18 protein-coding genes are annotated in these 17,818 nt (G+C 38.9%); 6 read left to right on the top strand and 12 right to left on the bottom strand.

The annotated features are described in order from the left end of the window. Positions 1-43: 43 nt before the first annotated feature. The 3 genes from E6C50_RS07125 to rocD form a co-directional block, all read right to left on the bottom strand. Positions 44-598 (bottom strand): Smr/MutS family protein, encoded by a 555-nt coding sequence (locus E6C50_RS07125; protein ID WP_136402513.1) that lies wholly within the window; start codon positions 596-598, stop codon positions 44-46. Beyond that, positions 591-773 (bottom strand): hypothetical protein, encoded by a 183-nt coding sequence (locus E6C50_RS07120; protein WP_136402512.1) that lies wholly within the window; start codon positions 771-773, stop codon positions 591-593. The genes E6C50_RS07125 and E6C50_RS07120 overlap by 8 nt, the downstream gene beginning before the upstream one ends. Positions 774-916: 143 nt before the next feature. Then, the gene (rocD, locus tag E6C50_RS07115; protein WP_136402511.1) at positions 917-2,161 is read right to left on the bottom strand and encodes an ornithine--oxo-acid transaminase; all 1,245 of its coding nucleotides are present in this window, start codon (positions 2,159-2,161) and stop codon (positions 917-919) included. Positions 2,162-2,541: 380 nt separating this feature from the next. Between rocD and E6C50_RS07110 the strand changes: the two genes are divergently transcribed. After that, entirely contained in the window at positions 2,542-5,625 is a 3,084-nt protein-coding gene (locus tag E6C50_RS07110) for a M60 family metallopeptidase (protein ID WP_136402510.1), read from the top strand. A gap of 121 nt (positions 5,626-5,746) precedes the next feature. On the opposite strand, the gene E6C50_RS07105 is transcribed toward E6C50_RS07110, so the two are convergent. From E6C50_RS07105 to E6C50_RS07090, 4 genes are all read right to left on the bottom strand, one after another. Then, entirely contained in the window at positions 5,747-6,244 is a 498-nt protein-coding gene (locus E6C50_RS07105) for a DinB family protein (protein WP_136402509.1), read from the bottom strand. Positions 6,245-6,323: 79 nt separating this feature from the next. Next, positions 6,324-7,271 (bottom strand): helix-turn-helix transcriptional regulator, encoded by a 948-nt coding sequence (locus E6C50_RS07100; protein ID WP_136402508.1) that lies wholly within the window; start codon positions 7,269-7,271, stop codon positions 6,324-6,326. A 52-nt stretch (positions 7,272-7,323) separates the two neighbouring features. Beyond that, a complete protein-coding gene (locus tag E6C50_RS07095; RefSeq protein WP_136402507.1) occupies positions 7,324-7,917 on the bottom strand; it encodes a DUF1697 domain-containing protein in 594 nt (197 codons plus the stop codon). After that, positions 7,883-8,974 (bottom strand): sensor histidine kinase, encoded by a 1,092-nt coding sequence (locus tag E6C50_RS07090; protein WP_136402506.1) that lies wholly within the window; start codon positions 8,972-8,974, stop codon positions 7,883-7,885. Before E6C50_RS07090 ends, E6C50_RS07095 begins: the two co-directional genes overlap by 35 nt. A gap of 125 nt (positions 8,975-9,099) precedes the next feature. On the opposite strand from E6C50_RS07090, the gene rlmD reads away from it, so the two are divergent. From rlmD to E6C50_RS07065, 5 genes are all read left to right on the top strand, one after another. Next, positions 9,100-10,512, top strand: a complete 1,413-nt coding sequence (gene rlmD, locus E6C50_RS07085) for a 23S rRNA (uracil(1939)-C(5))-methyltransferase RlmD (protein ID WP_136402505.1) — start codon at positions 9,100-9,102, stop codon at positions 10,510-10,512. Between the two features lie 7 nt (positions 10,513-10,519). After that, positions 10,520-11,056: a DUF6452 family protein gene (locus E6C50_RS07080; protein ID WP_136402504.1), complete on the top strand. Its 537-nt coding sequence runs from the start codon at positions 10,520-10,522 to the stop codon at positions 11,054-11,056. Then, entirely contained in the window at positions 11,028-11,741 is a 714-nt protein-coding gene (locus tag E6C50_RS07075; RefSeq protein ID WP_136402503.1) for a DUF6048 family protein, read from the top strand. Before E6C50_RS07080 ends, E6C50_RS07075 begins: the two co-directional genes overlap by 29 nt. A 91-nt stretch (positions 11,742-11,832) precedes the next feature. After that, complete coding sequence (locus E6C50_RS07070; protein ID WP_136402502.1) at positions 11,833-12,432, top strand: hypothetical protein; 600 nt, start codon at positions 11,833-11,835, stop codon at positions 12,430-12,432. A 29-nt stretch (positions 12,433-12,461) separates the two neighbouring features. Next, positions 12,462-12,959, top strand: a complete 498-nt coding sequence (locus E6C50_RS07065) for a hypothetical protein (protein WP_136402501.1) — start codon at positions 12,462-12,464, stop codon at positions 12,957-12,959. Positions 12,960-13,098: 139 nt separating this feature from the next. Here E6C50_RS07065 and E6C50_RS07060 read toward each other — a convergent pair whose 3' ends face one another. From E6C50_RS07060 to E6C50_RS07040, 5 genes are all read right to left on the bottom strand, one after another. Continuing rightward, positions 13,099-13,929, bottom strand: coding sequence for a hypothetical protein (locus tag E6C50_RS07060; RefSeq protein ID WP_136402500.1), 831 nt, complete (start codon positions 13,927-13,929; stop codon positions 13,099-13,101). After that, positions 13,929-14,405 (bottom strand): hypothetical protein, encoded by a 477-nt coding sequence (locus E6C50_RS07055; RefSeq protein ID WP_136402499.1) that lies wholly within the window; start codon positions 14,403-14,405, stop codon positions 13,929-13,931. Before E6C50_RS07055 ends, E6C50_RS07060 begins: the two co-directional genes overlap by 1 nt. Positions 14,406-14,426: 21 nt before the next feature. Beyond that, a complete protein-coding gene (locus tag E6C50_RS07050; RefSeq protein WP_136402498.1) occupies positions 14,427-16,085 on the bottom strand; it encodes a T6SS effector amidase Tae4 family protein in 1,659 nt (552 codons plus the stop codon). Between the two features lie 249 nt (positions 16,086-16,334). Continuing rightward, a complete protein-coding gene (locus E6C50_RS07045) occupies positions 16,335-16,568 on the bottom strand; it encodes a hypothetical protein (RefSeq protein ID WP_136402919.1) in 234 nt (77 codons plus the stop codon). A 17-nt stretch (positions 16,569-16,585) separates the two neighbouring features. After that, positions 16,586-17,752, bottom strand: a complete 1,167-nt coding sequence (locus E6C50_RS07040; RefSeq protein WP_136402497.1) for a THUMP domain-containing class I SAM-dependent RNA methyltransferase — start codon at positions 17,750-17,752, stop codon at positions 16,586-16,588. Positions 17,753-17,818 lie beyond the last annotated feature (66 nt).

Raw genomic sequence — 17,818 nt, 5'->3', positions numbered from 1 at the left:
ACATAAAAAAAAAGACCGGACATATCCGGTCTTTTTTTTATGCTTAGCGATTTGCATTTTGTTTAAAATAAACCGCTGTCGCTCCCAATCCGTACTTCTGATAATCGGCATCCTGGAAGACAACCGAGTCATATCGCCCCAGTAAAAAATCCAGCTCGGCTTTTAAAATTCCTTCCCCGACACCATGAATAAAAACAATTCTGGGAATCCTGTTTTTTATCGCAAATTCGATTTGACGTTGCGCCGTTTCCATTTGCACTGTCAGGATATCATAGTTTGACATTCCTCGTTTTGAGGGTACCAATTTTTCAATATGCAAATCGATTTCCAGGACAAATTCATCCTTACGGGAACGCTTTTCTTTTACAAAAGAGCGCTTTTTAGGCAGCTCTTTTTCTTTTAAAACAGTATCTAAAGTCATACCTGAATTAAAAACATCTAACTTACTGGATTTATCCATCTTAACAAGTTCTTTGACAAAAAATGTCATCAAAAATCCATCACTAGTTTCCACTAAAACCTGATCCTTTTTTACTTCTTTTACCACGCCACTGATATCCTCATCAAGTGCCGCAACATGGTCTCCTATATTAAACATCTTCTTCCTCCTTTTCCTGATTTTTACCCGGCACTTTCTCCATTAGTTTCATCATCCCGTAAAAGAAAATCACCACTGCTATTATCTGCACCCAGATGTTTGGATGGGGTTGTGTTTGTTCGTACAAGGCCCAGGCGCCCATTCCGAAAAACAACAGTATATACATCGTTTTCATATCACTTGTTTTATTTTATTCAAAAATAGCAAACTTTTGCATTCCTCTTCTTTTCTAACCAGCAACTTACCTTCTGTCGTAATTCCAATAAAAAAGCAGCCCGAAAGCTGCTTTTACAATATAAACAATATTCTAAATTATTTTTACTTTTCGAATTGCTTTAATGTGGTTGTGATAATACCAACACAGTCCAGCAACTGCTCTTCATTCATCACCAAAGGCGGTGCAAAACGGATGATATTTCCATGGGTTGGTTTGGCCAAAAGACCGTTATCGCGTAACGCCATACAGATGTTCCAGGCGGTATCGCTTTCTTCTGTATCGTTGATCACTATTGCATTTAAAAGTCCTTTTCCGCGCACTAATGTACAGATCGAACTTCCGGCAATATAGTCGTTCATTTTCGCCCGGAATAATGCTCCTAATTTTTCTGCATTGACTGCCAGTTGTTCTTCTTCGACTACAGTCAACGCGGCAATTGCTACTGCAGCCGCCACCGGATTTCCTCCAAAAGTAGATCCGTGTTGTCCCGGTTTGATCACATTCATTATCGCATCGTTTGCCAATACTGCCGAAACCGGATAGGCTCCTCCCGATAAGGCCTTACCCAAGATCAGAATGTCCGGTTGTACGTTTTCGTGTTGTACGGCCAGTAATTTTCCGGTACGTGCAATCCCCGTCTGTACCTCATCGGCAATAAAAAGAGTATTGTGTGCTTCACACAATTCTTTTGCTTTGGCCAGATAGCCTTCGGCCGGCACATAAACGCCCGCTTCTCCCTGAATAGGTTCCACAAGGAATCCTGCAATGTTTTTATTCGATTTAAGCGCGTTTTCCAGTGCAGCAATGTCATCATAAGGTATACGGATAAATCCTTCCGTATACGGCCCGAAATTCTTGCGGGCATTTTCGTCATTGGAAAAAGAGATAATCGTGGTGGTTCTACCGTGGAAATTGTTTTCACAAACAATAATCTGCGCCTGATTTTCCGGAATGCCTCTTTTTTCATATGCCCATTTACGGCATAATTTCAAAGCGGTTTCCACGGCTTCGGCTCCGGTGTTCATGGGTAATACCTTATCGAATCCGAAATAACCGGTTACGAATTTTTCGTAAGCTCCCAATTTATCGTTGTAAAACGCTCTTGAAGTCAATGTTAATGTTTGCGCCTGTTCGATCATTGCATTAACAATTTTCGGATGGCAATGTCCCTGGTTTACGGCTGAGTAGGCCGATAAAAAGTCATAATACTTCTTACCTTCCACATCCCAGACAAAAACACCTTCCCCTTTGCATAATACTACCGGAAGCGGATGATAATTATGCGCTCCGTGTTTATCCTCCAGAGCAATCGCTTCGGCAGAATTGATTTTTTCTAAAACTGACATGTAAAATAGTATTGGTTTAGTGATCTGATATTCCTTCTTGTAAGGAGAGAAATCATCCTATATATGCCGTGCAATTTACTAATTCTATTTACAATTCTAACAGTAAAACAAATTTTTAACTGATTTTCTTAACAAAAAAGCAATCATTTTAAGCTTTTTGCAATAAATATATATTTTATCACAATATGTTGCAATTCCATTCCTTTTGTTTTTTAGAATATTCCGAAACCAACGCTGTTGTTCCTTTTTCGTTACTTCTTTTTTGTCAATTCTGAAAAACAACTAGACAAAAAAAGCTTTTAAAGGTCATAACAAGACAATATTAAACAGCTGTATTACAATATTTTAAATTTATTCCGTATTACATATATTGATCAGCAATGAAAAAAATAATTTTTACCCTCTTTGTCACGTTGTTACTTCCCGAGATATCCTTTACTCTGGCAACTGCTCAGGTTTTCCGTGTAAAACCATATAAGGTTACTTCCAGCAGACCGTTTCAGCCCAGACAAGGTCCCGATAAAAGTTGTGACAACAATACCGCGACCATATACCTGTCCGAATGGTCCAAAACCGGAATACCCGATACACTGGATTACTATTTTTTTCAGGTTCCCAACATCAGTTCTATCGAATATACGCCCAGACATGACGGGGCAACCAAGGGCAGATGGGGCGAAGTCGAAATATGGGCCGCAACCGATTATCCATTTCAGTTCCAACCACTCACTACTGTAAACTGGCAACAAACGCAAAATGTCAAAGTGCTGTCATTACCCGGACCGGGAGTCGACAATCCTGTCGTCATACGGTTTATCGTAAAATCCGGTTATGGTAATTTTTCGAGTGTGGCCGAAATGGCTTTCTATTCATCACAACCGCAAATCGACCCCAAACCGGATTCATTTTCCATTGAAGCTGGTTCTGTGGCTCATTTAGACGATCTGAAACTTCCTGTTAGCAGTGCCTCCGCATCAAACTATCAGGCCAACGAAGGAATCAGCCTGTCTTTTGACGGAAAACGAAGTACTCTTTACCATTCCAACCATACTCATAAAGCGCTTCCCTATTCATTGGTCTATAATTTTTCTACTGCCGACAAGATGGACTATATTGTTTATCATCCCAGACAAGACGGCAATCGTAACGGTATCTTCGGTCGTATTAAAGTCGAAGCCCGGACGGCTAACGGCAATTACCAGACCGTAGTGGAAAATTATGACTGCGGGTTCAAAAACACCTCGGCCATGATTCCGTTTTCCCATAGCTTTAAACAACCTGCACAGGTGCGCATAACCGTATTGAGCGGATACAACAATTTTGCCAGTATTGCCGAAATCGAATTTTACCAGAAAAGAGAACCAACCGATCAGTATCTGACTATTTTTACGGATCGACTCTATTCGGATTTACGCTCCGGTATTACGGCAAATGACATCAATGCCATATCCGATCCTTTTTTTAAAAAACTGGCATTGCATTTATTGGATAAAGCCGATCCCAAAAAGTTCCGGGTACAACACTATCAAGCGGTACCGTCTCCGCTAAAAACAAAAACGATTTTACAGAATACATATGAATACAGTTGTTATCAGAATCCCACGGGTATTGCGTTTGAAAACAATGCTATTGCGATTGTATTTGTTACCGATTACAATGCATCCAAAGGAAGTGTTTCTTTAAAAATAAAGGATTTCGCCAACGAAACAGATGCTAAAGAAAGTATTTATTTCCTCAAACCCGGACTGAACAAATTTACCGTCACCAATAGCGGATTGGCGTATATCGAGTATAACAGTGATATTCCTGATTTACCCGATGTTAAAATCAATATTACTACCGGAACGGTAAATGGTTTTTTATCAGCCACTTCTTCTTTTCAGGAATGGCAGAAAACATTACTTAACAAAGCATATCCCAAAGTAGATCTGGTGGGAAAACATATCGGTATAAACATCCTTAAGGAACCGCTAATTCAAAATACTCTTTTTAAAGGACCGGAACTTATCCAGAAATGGGATTCTATTATTGCAATACAGTTCCATCAGATGGGATTGGTAAAATACAATCTTGTCCCCCCTAACCGGTTGTTCGCCTGGATTGAATCAAAAGGCGGCTATTATGCCTCAAACCATCACGCTCATTTTGACCTCAGCTGGAATCAAAATGCTCTTACTTCGCCGCATCAGCTCGACATATGGGCAATTGCGAACAGGTTTGGACAACAAAATCAGTTTCCTAATGGTTTGAAATGGACCGGAACTTTCGAGGTAACCAACATGATTTACTCAGCTTATACCAGTTATATCCTAAGTCATTCCCGTTTAACACGGTTGGAAACGACAGACGATCCGTATCTTGGCACTCGTCTTACCGGTAATTTGTATAACAGTTATTACAACGAAGTTGGTCTGAAACAAAAAAACATCATGAGTCGTAGCAATATTTTCGAAAGGCTATTACCTTTCTGGCAGCTACAGCTCTATTATTCCATTGCCGGTGCCGGCATGAACGCTCCAACTCTGGAACAGGTAATAGCCAACAATAACATTGGCGGAAATACCGATTATGCTAACTGGCTCGGTATAATCACACAGTCTATACGGAACGCTCCGTACAATGGGAAGCCGGTCAGTAACGGTCAGCAAATGATGAATTTTGTCAAATATGCGAGTGATGCCGTTCAGCAGGACTTAACCGATTTTTTTATTAAATCCGGATTCCTGATCCCATTTGACGCGGTTGTAAACGATTATACGCCTGGAAAAATCACGATCACTCAAGCCAATATCGAGGCAACAAAAGCCTATATTGCCGCCAAAAAATATCCCAAACCCCGATCGCCGGTACTACATTATATTACCGCACGAAATATGTATATGTATAAAAACAATCTGAATCCGGAAGGCACCATCAACACCGGATTTACAATTGACAATACTATCGCTCCCGGAAAAACCTATTATCGGATTGCGCATACGGTCTGGAAAAATGCCGTCGCTTTCGAGACAATTACAGCCGACAAAAAGGTGCTTTTTGTGACGACCTATGCCACTGGCGATCTTACCGGAAAAACAACCTTGGTTTATTTTCCTAAAAATGCCGGGAATATCTATGCTGTTGGAGCTGACGGAACCCGACTACCAATTCTTTCCCGGTTCCAACCGGAATCGGTAACCAAAACCATTCCGGACAAACCCAACGAATTTGAAGACACCTATTCGGACACCACTATAAAAATATGGCCAAATCCGGCCAGAAACAGTTTTAAAATAGCTGCCGACAGTACCATTTTTAAAAGAGCTACAATGATCAATACAAAGGGGCAACCCGTTAAACAGTTTAGCCTCAACGGAACCAAAAGTATCAGTGTTACCAACCTTCCTATTGGAACTTATCTGATTGTCTTGGAACGTAATGATCATTCAAAAATTATCAAAAAAATAGTTATCAATCGTCCTTAAGCAGCGAATTGTTTTGTTTCCCGATAACTGTACTTTCATACAGTATCAAAAAAAGAGGCTGTCCTTATTGCGACAGCCCCTTTTTCTATTTTTATTTTAGTAACCCGGATTATAACAAATCCTACATCATAACCTCATCGGCACTTGGTCCATAACTTCCCGGAATCGGAATGTTTAGCAATCGCAAATAGACACCCAACTGTGCACGGTGGTGTACAATCTGACAATAACACATACGAATTACTTCATATTTGGATGAGGTTTTGAAAATCTGATCTCCGTTGCGCAACGTCCATTCTTCCCAGAATTCTTCTTCATCGTTGTCTTCCAGCGCTTTGATTCCTTTTGCAAGCGACTGCTCGAAAAACGCCAGCAACTCAGCCGTATTTTTTACGTCTTTTGGTTCATACGGATTGTTTGCAAAATCGAGTTCACTGGTGGTTAGTACCATCTCTACCCATGCGGTTAGTTCGGCAATGTGCGCTGCCAATACTCCCATTTTCATACTTTTCGGATGTGGCTGCCAATCTAATTTTTCAGTAGGCACGATGGATAACATTTTTCGGGTTGTAGCGGCTTCCTGTACTAATTCTTCCTGTAACAATGTGATTAGTTTCATATAATGTATCGTTTTTTTGTTTAACAATACAAAGGAACAACCGGTTGGTGACAACCCTATGTCAGCAGGTTTTTAAAGTTTATTCTTTTTGTAAAATTTTTTCAGCCAGCTCTTTTACACGCACTTTTAACGAGGTCGGTTCCAGGATTTCAGCATAGTCGGCAAACATAATATACCAACGGGCAAAACCTTCATACAACGATTCAGTCAGGAAGGTCATCTCAATTTCATTCCCGTCGATCTTTTCACTCACAAAACCATAATAATGCTTTCGTTCCTGCAAATACATTCCTATGGTTTTATCAACCCGAATCACGACTTTTTCTCTTTTGAAATGTAAATCCTGTTTGATCTGCTCCTGATATTTCTGAAGGGAAGCGTGTTCCTTTCGGAAAGGTTCTCCGGTTAACAGAATAGCAACCACTCTATCGGCACGGAAATGTCGGTAATCCGAACGATAATGACAATAGCCAACCGTATACCAATATTCGTTTTCATAGTAAATTCCGATGGGTTCGATGAGCCGTTCCGTATTCTGTTCGTTTCCAAAAGCACGATAGGACATTTTTACAATGCGTTTTTCCGAAATGGCTTTTAAGAGTACATCCAGACTGTTTTCCGGCGCTGTTGTATTTTTTTTCTTTTTACGAACATGGATATGATCTTCCAGTCCTTCTACCAGGTCTTTTTCAGAACCTCGTAAAACCGACCGGATTTTATACATCGCCGACCGGAAGTTATTTTGAATTGCCGTTTCAGACAGCTTTTCCATCAGTTTTTCAGCCGTAATAAAAGCCATTGCCTCGTCTTGAGTAAACATAACCGGTGGCAACCGATAACCATCAACAATCGAATAACCGACACCGGCTTCTCCGTAAAGGGGTACACCGGCTTCCTCCAACGTACGAATATCGCGGTATACCGTCCTAAGACTAATATTAAACCTATCGGCCAGATCCTGCGCTTTTACTACTCTTTTGGATTGTAACTGAATTAAAATTGCCGTAATGCGGTCAAATCGGTTCATGGTTTACTGCTTTATCTGTCAAATGTAAAACAAACCGACAGCTGTTCAAATTTTATTTTTTAACAACCGTTCCGATTTCTTTTGGTGTATTATTTTTTCGGGATTCAAACAAAGCCATCAACTTCGTTACCGTATTCCAGTTGCGGGAAGTTGCCGTTACCTTGAGTTTGCCTTCAATCCAATTATTGGTCATTTTGGAATTTCCGGCCGAGTTTACATAATTCAGATACAACGCCCGGCGATTGGTTGCCATTTGAAAGGTATCAGGATGTACAAATTCCGGTTCGAGGCGTGTACTGTTTTCGGCGGTCGGTTCGGTAGCCAAAAACGCGACATAAAGCTGTTTTACGGGAATATCCGGTTCGTTTAAATAGGGATTGTGCATAAAAATACGAAGCAGGCTGTTTTCCGATACCGCGACCACCGGTACCTGAAAAGCATATTTTTCCATTAGTAGCGTCGTAACCTGTTTTTCAATTTTCTCCGGATCTGATTCGGGTGTATCAACAAAAACATTCCCACTCTGAATATAGGTTTGTACGTTCGAAAAACCGGCTTCCGTTAACAGTTTACGCAAGTCTTCCATTTTGATGATTTTCTGTCCGGATACGTTAATCCCTCTTAACAGGATGAGGTGTGTGTGCATGATGGTTGCGTTTTTTTAAGATTACCGTGAATTTGGACCCCATGTCCGTTCCTTCGCTTTCGGCATAAATACTGCCACTGCTGCGTTCCACTATTTTCCGGCAAAGATACAATCCTATTCCGGTTGACGGTTCTTTATTGGTTCCCGGGCGGGAAAGTTTACTGAACTTTTCAAACAACTCATCTTTCCGGCTGTTTTCAAATCCTATCCCTTTGTCGGTTACAACAAAAACAACACTATCATTTTCTTCCATTATATATAGGAGAATTTCCGAACCGGTATAGGAAAATTTGATGGCATTATCTATCAGATTCATCAATACACGTTGCAAATATTCTTCCTTCATCACTACATCAATCTTATCGACTTCTTTTACCACTCGAAAAGTCAGTTTTTTATTGCTCAGTTTCTGATCGGATACTTTTTCGATCAGTCCGATAATTTCATCCAGCCGGTATTCCTGATTTTCGGTTGCGGTACGCGAAAAGGCTTCTTCTTGCCGCAATAATGCAACAAAGCTTTCTAAAAACCCCAATTGATGTGTTGTCGATTCCAGAATCAGTTCCGCATAATTTTTTATTTTATCCGATGGTTCTTCTTCCAATATAAACCGGGCTAAAAACTGAGGTGTAGAAGCGTAGTTTTTTAAGTCGTGGGATAATAATGATGTCAGATCTTTTTTTTCACTTAGGAGGTCTTCATTTTCATTGATCCGCATTTGCAGGTTGGTCAGCAATATTCCTACTTCATCGGTATAACGAGTTGGCAGCGATGGTATTATTCCTCTCTCGCCATAGCGCACCAATGCTTCCGAAGCTATTTCCATGGGTTGTACCAGTTTTCGTAAAATCCAAAGTGTGATTCCGGTTGCCACCAGCGTTAAAATGAGCGTTATCGTAAACAATACTCCCGGCGAAATGATATTGGGATGAAAAAGAATATATATAACAATACCTATTAATGGGATATGAATCCCTAAAAAAGCTACAAACAGGAATTTAAGTACATAACTTTTTCTTAAAAATGGAATATTAGACAACCAGGTGTATAATTTCATAGGGCAGTGAATAATTATGACATTGATTGTCTCAAATATAAAAAATCAAACATTACAAATTGTCCCATAAATAAAAAAAGTAGGTTTTAGCACTTTACAATCCTAACAATCCTTATTTTTGCCCCATGGGAAGAAAAAGAACAGATAAAATCGTTTTTGATACAGTAAAAGTCCTGGATGCAGGCGCTAAAGGTGTTTCGGTTGCCAAAGCACCCGATGGAAAAGTAATCTTTATTCCGAATGTAGTACCGGGTGACGTGGTTGATGTACAAACCTTTAAGAAACGTAAATCGTATTACGAAGGGAAAGCTGTCCATTTTCACGAGTTTTCAGAACATCGGGTTGATCCGGTTTGCGATCATTTTGGTGCTTGCGGTGGATGTAAATGGCAAAATATGAACTATGATCGTCAGTTGTTTTACAAAAACCAGGAGGTCTATAACAATCTGAAAAGAATCGGAAAAATCGAATTACCGGAATTTGAGCCGATACTCGGATCGGAAAAGCAGTTTTTTTACCGCAATAAAATGGAGTTTTCGTTTTCGAATTCCCGTTGGTTAACCGAAAAAGAAATCCAGAGTGAAGAAGATTACAGCAATCAGAATGCATTAGGATTCCATATTCCGCGAATGTGGGATAAAATTCTGGACATTTCTAAATGTCATTTACAGGAAGATCCGTCAAATGCGATTCGTAATGCGATCCGTCGTTTTGCCAACGAACACAATCTGCCATTTTTTAACCCGAGAAATCACGAAGGTTTATTACGTACCCTTATGATCCGTACGGCATCAACTGGGGAGATCATGGTATTGGTACAGTTTTTCGAAGAAAACCCTGAACAACGCGAATTATTATTAAACTTCCTGGCCGAACGTTTTCCCGAAATCACTTCGCTGCAATATGTCATTAATAGTAAAGCCAACGACACACTATACGATCAGGATATTAAACTATATAAAGGTAGAGACTATATCCTGGAAGAAATGGAAGGATTGCGTTTTAGCATCAATGCGAAATCGTTTTACCAAACCAATTCCGATCAGGCATATGAACTTTATAAAATTACACGTGACTTTGCCGGGCTAACCGGAAATGAGCTGGTATATGATTTATATACCGGAACGGGTACAATTGCCCAGTTTGTGTCTAAAAAAGCCCGTAAGGTTATTGGCGTGGAAGCCGTTCCCGAAGCCATAGCCGATGCGAAAGAAAATGCAAAACGCAATGATATTTCAAACTGTGACTTTTTTGTCGGAGATATGAAAGTTGTCTTTAACGAGGCTTTTATCGCAACGCATGGTAAACCGGATGTTATCATTACCGATCCACCACGCGACGGTATGCATAAAGATGTAGTGGAACAAATTTTGAAAATTGCCCCGGAACGTGTTGTTTATGTAAGCTGTAATTCGGCAACACAGGCACGCGACCTGGCTCTGATGGACGAAATGTATAAAGTGACCCGTGTACGCCCGGTGGATATGTTCCCACAAACGCATCATGTGGAAAATGTTGTACTTTTGGAAAAACGATAATCGATCAATGAAAAAACTAAAAACTTTTGCTATCGCTCTTATACTCGCTAATTCGTTTTGGAGTTGTGAGAAAGACGATATTTGCCCCGACGGTACGCCTACAACGCCAAGTGTGGTGGTCGAGTTTTATGATGTTAATGATCCTACTGTTTTAAAAAATGTAACCAATCTTAAGGTAATTGCTTTGGGAATGACGGAAGGTATTGTTTTTAATGCTGCCGCGCAGGACGACTCCCGTTACCTGACCAATGGAAATAAAATAAAATTACCGTTGCGTACCACGGAGGATAATACGACCTATCGCCTTATTTTAAACGCCAATAGTACCAATCCATCTCTGGTGAACGAAGATACGCTTAGTTTTTCCTATGCCAGAACCGATATCTATGTTTCCAGAGCCTGTGGCTATAAAACGGTTTTCCAATTGAATGCCGACAATCCCGTGCTATCAACAAATGATACCAATCCATGGATTGGCTCAAAAATAACCCAACAATCCAATATTCAAAATGAGAATGAGACACACCTTAAAATCTATTTTTAGTATTGTCCTTTTAGGGTTATCACTGACGTCGGTTGCTCAGGATTCCATTCCTAAAAAGACGGAGCGTTATGGTATTCGTGTAGGTGCCGATCTGAGTCGTTTAGCGCGTTCTTTTTATGAAAAGGATTACCGCGGACTGGAGCTTGTTGCGGATTACCGTCTTTCAAAAAAGATTTTTATCGCCGGTGAAATCGGAAATGAAGACCTTACCGATAACGAAGCGCAATTGAGTTATACTACTAAAGGAAGTTATTTTAAAGTCGGTCTCGATTTTAATGCGTACGACAACTGGCTGGATATGGAAAACATGATTTATGCCGGGATGCGCTATAGCGTGAGTACCTTTAGTCAGCAATTAAATTCTTATTCCATTTACAATACCAATCCTTATTTTGGAGAAAACACGCTGGAACCCAATCAGAAATTTGACGGTTTGACCGCGCATTGGGTAGAATTTGTGGCCGGAGTAAAAGCCGAAATTTTCCGCAATCTGTTTCTTGGTTTTAGTGTTCGCCTGAATTATCTGGTCTCAAATCAGAAACCGGAAGGTTTTGACAACTTATATATTCCGGGTTTTAACCGAACGTACGACGGAAATTTTGGTGCCGGATTTAATTATTCCGTTTCCTATTTTATTCCGATTTATAAAACGGCTAAAAAAACCGAAACACTTAAAAAGAAATAATCGAAAAGCAGCGGAATCCGTTGCTTTTCTGTTTACTGTCGTTTTTACTGCTTGTCTTTTTTATATCTTTCAATAATCCAAGTGCGTTATAATGAAACGATTTTGTCTGATACTACTCCTGTATATTTATTCCTTATCCGGTTATTCCCAAACTATAACTACGGAAAACTTTGAAGCCAATTTCAATACTTTATTAGCCAATATGGATAAAGAAGATTGGGAAATTACCGAAAAGTTAAGTTCCGATTTGCTACGATATGCAGATCCCAAACCGAATCTCGATCTGGAAGCAAAAGGCCTTCGTTATATGTATATCTATTCTGTAGCCGGTTTATTAAATGAAAAAAAGCTATCGAAAGAAAAGGCTCTTGAAAAGATAAAACCTTTAAAAGGAAAGGAGATGATCATGCGTGTCCTACTTTTTAACAGTAATTGTTATATCAACTGTGTCCATTTGGATAAAGATCGAAAAGACACCTTTTTTTCCGGTGTAAACAATAATGCCGGAACTCAGATTTTTTCTTTTGAATATGTGACGATCAAAAACGGTATTTCCGAATCGGAAGCAGAACTGGAAGGGAAATACATTAGTCTTAGAGGGAAGCTAAACGAAATTTTTGTCGAAGGCACTACATTACCTCATTTTAAACTATTCTTTACCGAAGGTACCTATGAATTCATGCCTCAATAAAACTTTACCAATATATAAATACTTTTAAAATGAAAAATAGTATCATTCTACTTCTGATGATCAGTCTGTTCTCCTGTCAATCCAAAAAAGATACCGATACCACTGAAAACAACACTGCCGAAGCCTCAAAAACTACCGTTGATTACAAGGTGGCTATACAATTTATATCGGATTATGCCCATTTTCTTGATCATTCTACCGATCCGAAAACTACACTTTCCTGGATACAACATAACCAACTGCTAACATCCGGTTTTAAAGAAAACTATACCCGTATCATCGAAGAAGCATGGAAAACTGATCCGGAATTAGGTCTTGGGTTTGATCCTGTTTTTGACGGACAGGATTATCCGGACAACAACTATACGATAACGGCAATCGACTCACTTTCCGGTTTTGTCACCGTATCTTCCGATAGCTGGAAGGAGTTTGTTGTGGTCATGCGGGTTACACAAAACGGAAAACAATCTTTGGTGGATGGTTCGGGAATTATTAATATCCCGGAAAACAAAAGGGCACAGCGGTAAGAAAGATTTTCTTTTCTACATATTTCATGGTATTTTCAGTATACTCGTAATCAGAAAACAGGATATCGGAATTGAGGATATTGCCTATTAGGCTATTATTAATTTGTACTGAAATAAAATATTTTATTTCCTCAAAATTTTACCAATCCTTGGTATATAGTGGAACAAAGCGAACACTACTTGATTTTAGTTTATTCCCAAGAATTTCTTCCGGATCTATTATGAATAGTTTTTTATTTCTTAATGCTTTTGTACTGGCAAAATAACCGTATCGTTGAAAAAAAGTCATATCAACAACACTTTGCTTATTTTTTTGAAGAAATGATTTTGACGTCCATTGCGGATGTGCATTCGTAGGTATAAAAAGCAAGTATGGCACCCGACTCTTTTTTGAAAAACAGGCCTGATATTTATCGTCTATTTCATATATGGCATCATCCCAAACAATATAAAGGGTGTCTGCTTCTTGAACTCTTTTATACCTTTCATCATAAAATATATTTCTTAAAAATTCAACTACTTTCAAATATGCCATTTGTTTTTTATAATCTGGTAATCTTTCTTCATCAAATATATCAGTAGCTTTATAACTATAATTTATTTCCTTTTCTTTTGTATATAGTTTTAATTTGTAGCTAATGGCATCATGCATCTGCATTTTAATGTTTTCTTTTAATTGTTTAGGATTTATCCCAAAGAGTGTATCTAAAATGGTATAGCTATTGATTGCTGCTTCTTTTTCCAGTTTTTCTTTATATAGAATATCATTATCTACAGAAAGGATATATTTATAGACATTGCCTTTTTGAAATACAAGGTATTTTGTTTTTTCAAATTCTAAAATTACTGCAGTATCATCTTTAATTTTTAAATCTTTCCGAAGTCCATTATACCTACGATTGAAAGCCTCCTGACTATATAAAACAACGGCAAACAGTAGAAAAACAGCTAATAAAATTTTCTTTTTCATCAATACGAATCATTTTGCTTATCTTTCCTAACACCTTTTAAATAGGCCTTATACCATGATTTAGCTATAGAATCCAATTCTTTGCTATCATAATAGTTTAGACAATTCATCATAACAAATTTTCGTTCAAAACTTTCCTCTTCTCCATATATCTCAGCTGGTAATGCAACTTTAGGGATTCCTGATGCTATTTTTATTCCCAATTTATCTGCGCTCTCCAAAGCCAAAAAATTTAATTCATCATATACAACTATGGGATCTCTTCTTTTTATGTACCGGATTAATGTATCACTCTGGTAACCTTTTGTAGAATCAATTTTATAGCCCTCCAATAAACAGGTACAAAACACATGTAATTTATAGGTAGATATCCAAGGATTAGAGCTTTGGTTATATTTAAAAGATCTTTTTTTAACTCCGCTACAGGAAATTAAAAACACAGATAAAAACACTGTAATAACTATTTCTGTTCTCATATTTAATAACCTAATTTAAAATCATATATCAATGTATTGAACCGGCATTATCTGGCTCTTTTCGATATAAAAGGAGCAGCCAAAAACGCATTGACTATTGTTAATAAGATCAGTGTGGCCACTTGCCCATGTTTCCTGAATATTATCAATCGCTACCATCGAATAAATCCCTTTTAACCCTTCGGTTAATTGTGGAAAATTTTCACCTTTTATTCCTCCCTCACTGCCAGAAATCCGTATATGAAAAGGATTATCCGGACTAATTCCAAAAGTTTTTTGCATCCATTTATTTAATGCCTTCGCATTTAGAAAATAATATTTCCCATCGTCACCAGACACCGTTCCTGCGTTATCTTTTGTTGTTACGATATGTGGAATCGTAACACCGGAATAATTTAATGCCCGGGAAACTTTAAGAGCACAATACCCTCTAACCCTATTAGGGTATTTCGTATATAAATCTAAAATATCACCCCCAATTAATTGAGCAAGTTCCTTTCCTTTTATTCGTGGATATGCATCATTAAAAGCATAAAAACTTGGCAATTGTTGTTGTTGAAATGTAAGATCCGGGTTATCCCAAAAATTACTATCATATTCACCATCATTCCCTTCAACCTCTCCCATAAACCAGTTCTCAAACTGTTCCCAGGTTACCTCCGGATGCGATACCAGATAACGAATCGCCCAAGTCGCAAACTCCGAAGCCTTGATATCGATTAATCCGGTTTTAGTATCAAAGTGTTGCTGTAAGTATTTAACGATTCTTTTCCCGCTAGTAGTGTGCCACCATGACGGATTCAGGACGACTGTTCGTAACGATACTTTTAATTTTTTGATATAATTCGCAAAAGTTATTTTCGAAACATTCGGCAAAGTAAAAACCGATGTCCCGGAACCACCGGAATGTCCGCCGGAACTACCTCCTGTATAACCCGAATTGTCTGTCGCTGGTGGTGGATCATAAACACCCGTATTAACCCCGGTTCCCATCCATCCGCCCCAACTGCCGTTGGAAACACCTCCATTCGAACCTCCATCACCTGAAGCTGTACTACTAGTCTGTCCACCGCTATTTAACTGATCCAAACAATCCTGATCGATCACTTTTATCCATTCACTGTGCGTTATCTGTCCCTGATCGTTCCATGCTACTGGTACTTTTTCTAATTTCACACACGGATTCGGTCTTTTCCGACTCATGAAGGACAATTCCGGATCAAAAGGAGTAATGATCACTCGTGTTTCCTGACTCATCAGATTTTCCGGATGGGCTAATTGTACTGCTGTAAAATCATATCGAATCCAATAGGCCGTATAATTGTCCTGTTCGTAATTTAAAATCAGGTTTTCTAATCCCGGAACAACTTCCTCCCGTATTACCGAAAAAGTATAGGAATGCTGATTTCCTTTTTCGATATAAATAACCTCATCGGTATTTATCGTAAAATCATGCTCCCCGTTATAGGGCATTTCAGTTCCAAAACCCGGTAATAGCGTTTCCAGTTTTTCCATAACCTCAGATTCATACTGTAATTCACCCAGCGAAAGTGTTTTAGATACAATTCGGGTTGTATTCTTTGATTTTGGCTCAGTAAAAGATTCCGGTTCACAGGCAATAAACAGGGGTACAAAACACAAAATGCCTCCAATTTCCCAACGTCTTAACTGTCGTTTCATGGCAGATAATTAAAAAGTGTATGGGGAAATTTTTGAGAGGGACACTACAGGAATGGGATATTCCTTATCACATCATGTTATTGCTATAGCTTTTTGACAAGTTAGTTGTTTTAAAAAAGTATATCCTGATTTATATCAGGACAAAAATGGCCCGATCAGGTAAAAAAAATCCGCCTTGAAATACATTGTCAAAAACAACCTATTTCAAGACGGAATCGGATATAAAAAATCCCGGTTCCCCGGGACATATTATTTTATTTCTTTGATACCTTTTACAAAAATCCATTTCATAAAAAGCCGTTCACCATCGTTGGTTTTCACAGCCTGAAATTTCGGTGCCAGTATTGTCGCTACTACAAAAGCGGTAACCGGAATCCAGAATCCCTGTAAATGGGTATACGTTCCAATCAGATAACGGAACAAAATAAACAGGATTGCAAATGCCGTTAACTGATATACAAATGCTTTGGTTTTAGGTGCCATGGCCATATTAGTATCGTTTAATGATTATCGTTATTTTGAAATTTGGTACGCTTACTACCTTCATACATTTCGTACTTTACAAATCGGGTTTCCAGCTTACCGTTGAACAGTTTGATTTTACGCGATGGTTTTAAACCGACAAACTTCAGTGCTTCAATGTTGGCCGTGATAAACCAGGCATTCGTACCCGGGTAATGCTGTTTTAACGTATCTCCGATTTCGCGGTAAAAACGTTCCATCTCGATATCAAGTCGTTCCCCGTAAGGCGGGTTAAACACCATATGCAACGGTCCGCGGGTTTCTTTTTCCGTTTCAAAAAAGTTAGCCTGCGAAATACTCACATATTCGTCAAGGTTCGCATTGCGGATATTGTCTTTGGCTTTCATTACGGCCGACGGCGCTTTATCGTATCCTTTTATCGTATAATGAAATTCACGGGTCTTTTTCATCAGGGAATTCATGATCTGATCAAACAACTCATTGTCCCAATCGTTCCAACGTTCAAAAGCAAATTCCTTTCGGTTGATGTTTGCCGGAATATTACAGGCAATCATTGCGGCTTCGGCCAGAAGTGTACCACTTCCGCACATCGGATCCAGAAAATCACCCTGACCATCCCATCCGGATAACAACAGCATTCCCGCTGCCAATACTTCGTTGATCGGGGCAATATTCGTAGCGGTTTTATAACCACGGTGGTGTAACGAATCGCCCGAACTGTCTAATGATACGGTACACTGATCGTTCTGAATATGAACATTGATCCGCAAATCCGGGAAATCTTTATTGATGTTCGGACGCTTTCCAAATCGGTCGCGATACTGGTCTACTATCGCATCTTTGGTTTTTAACGCTGCAAACTGCGAATGACTGAAATAATCGGAGTGTAAGGTTACGTCTACTACAAATGATTGGTGTACCGATAAGTACTGTGACCAGTCAATTGACTGGATTCCTTTATAAAGACTTAGCTCGTTGACTGCTCTAAAATGGTGAATCGGTTTTAAAATTTTCAGTGCCGTACGCAGGGACAAATTGGCTTTATACATAAATCCGGTGTCTCCTACAAAACTAACCATACGGGTACCTTGTTCTACTTTTTGAGCACCCAATACCTGCAATTCTTTTGCTAATATTTCTTCGAAGCCAAAAAAAGTTTTGGCTACCATTTTAAAGTCTTTCATTTGATACTAAAATTCCTATAAATATATCATAATTTCCAATCCTTGCAGTGCAATTTTGGAATTACA

It is taken from the genome of Flavobacterium supellecticarium (assembly GCF_004801375.1).
GTDB lineage: Bacteria > Bacteroidota > Bacteroidia > Flavobacteriales > Flavobacteriaceae > Flavobacterium > Flavobacterium supellecticarium.
The sequence above is the reverse complement of the archived record's forward strand: the minus strand, read 5'-3'. Positions and strand labels throughout refer to the sequence as shown.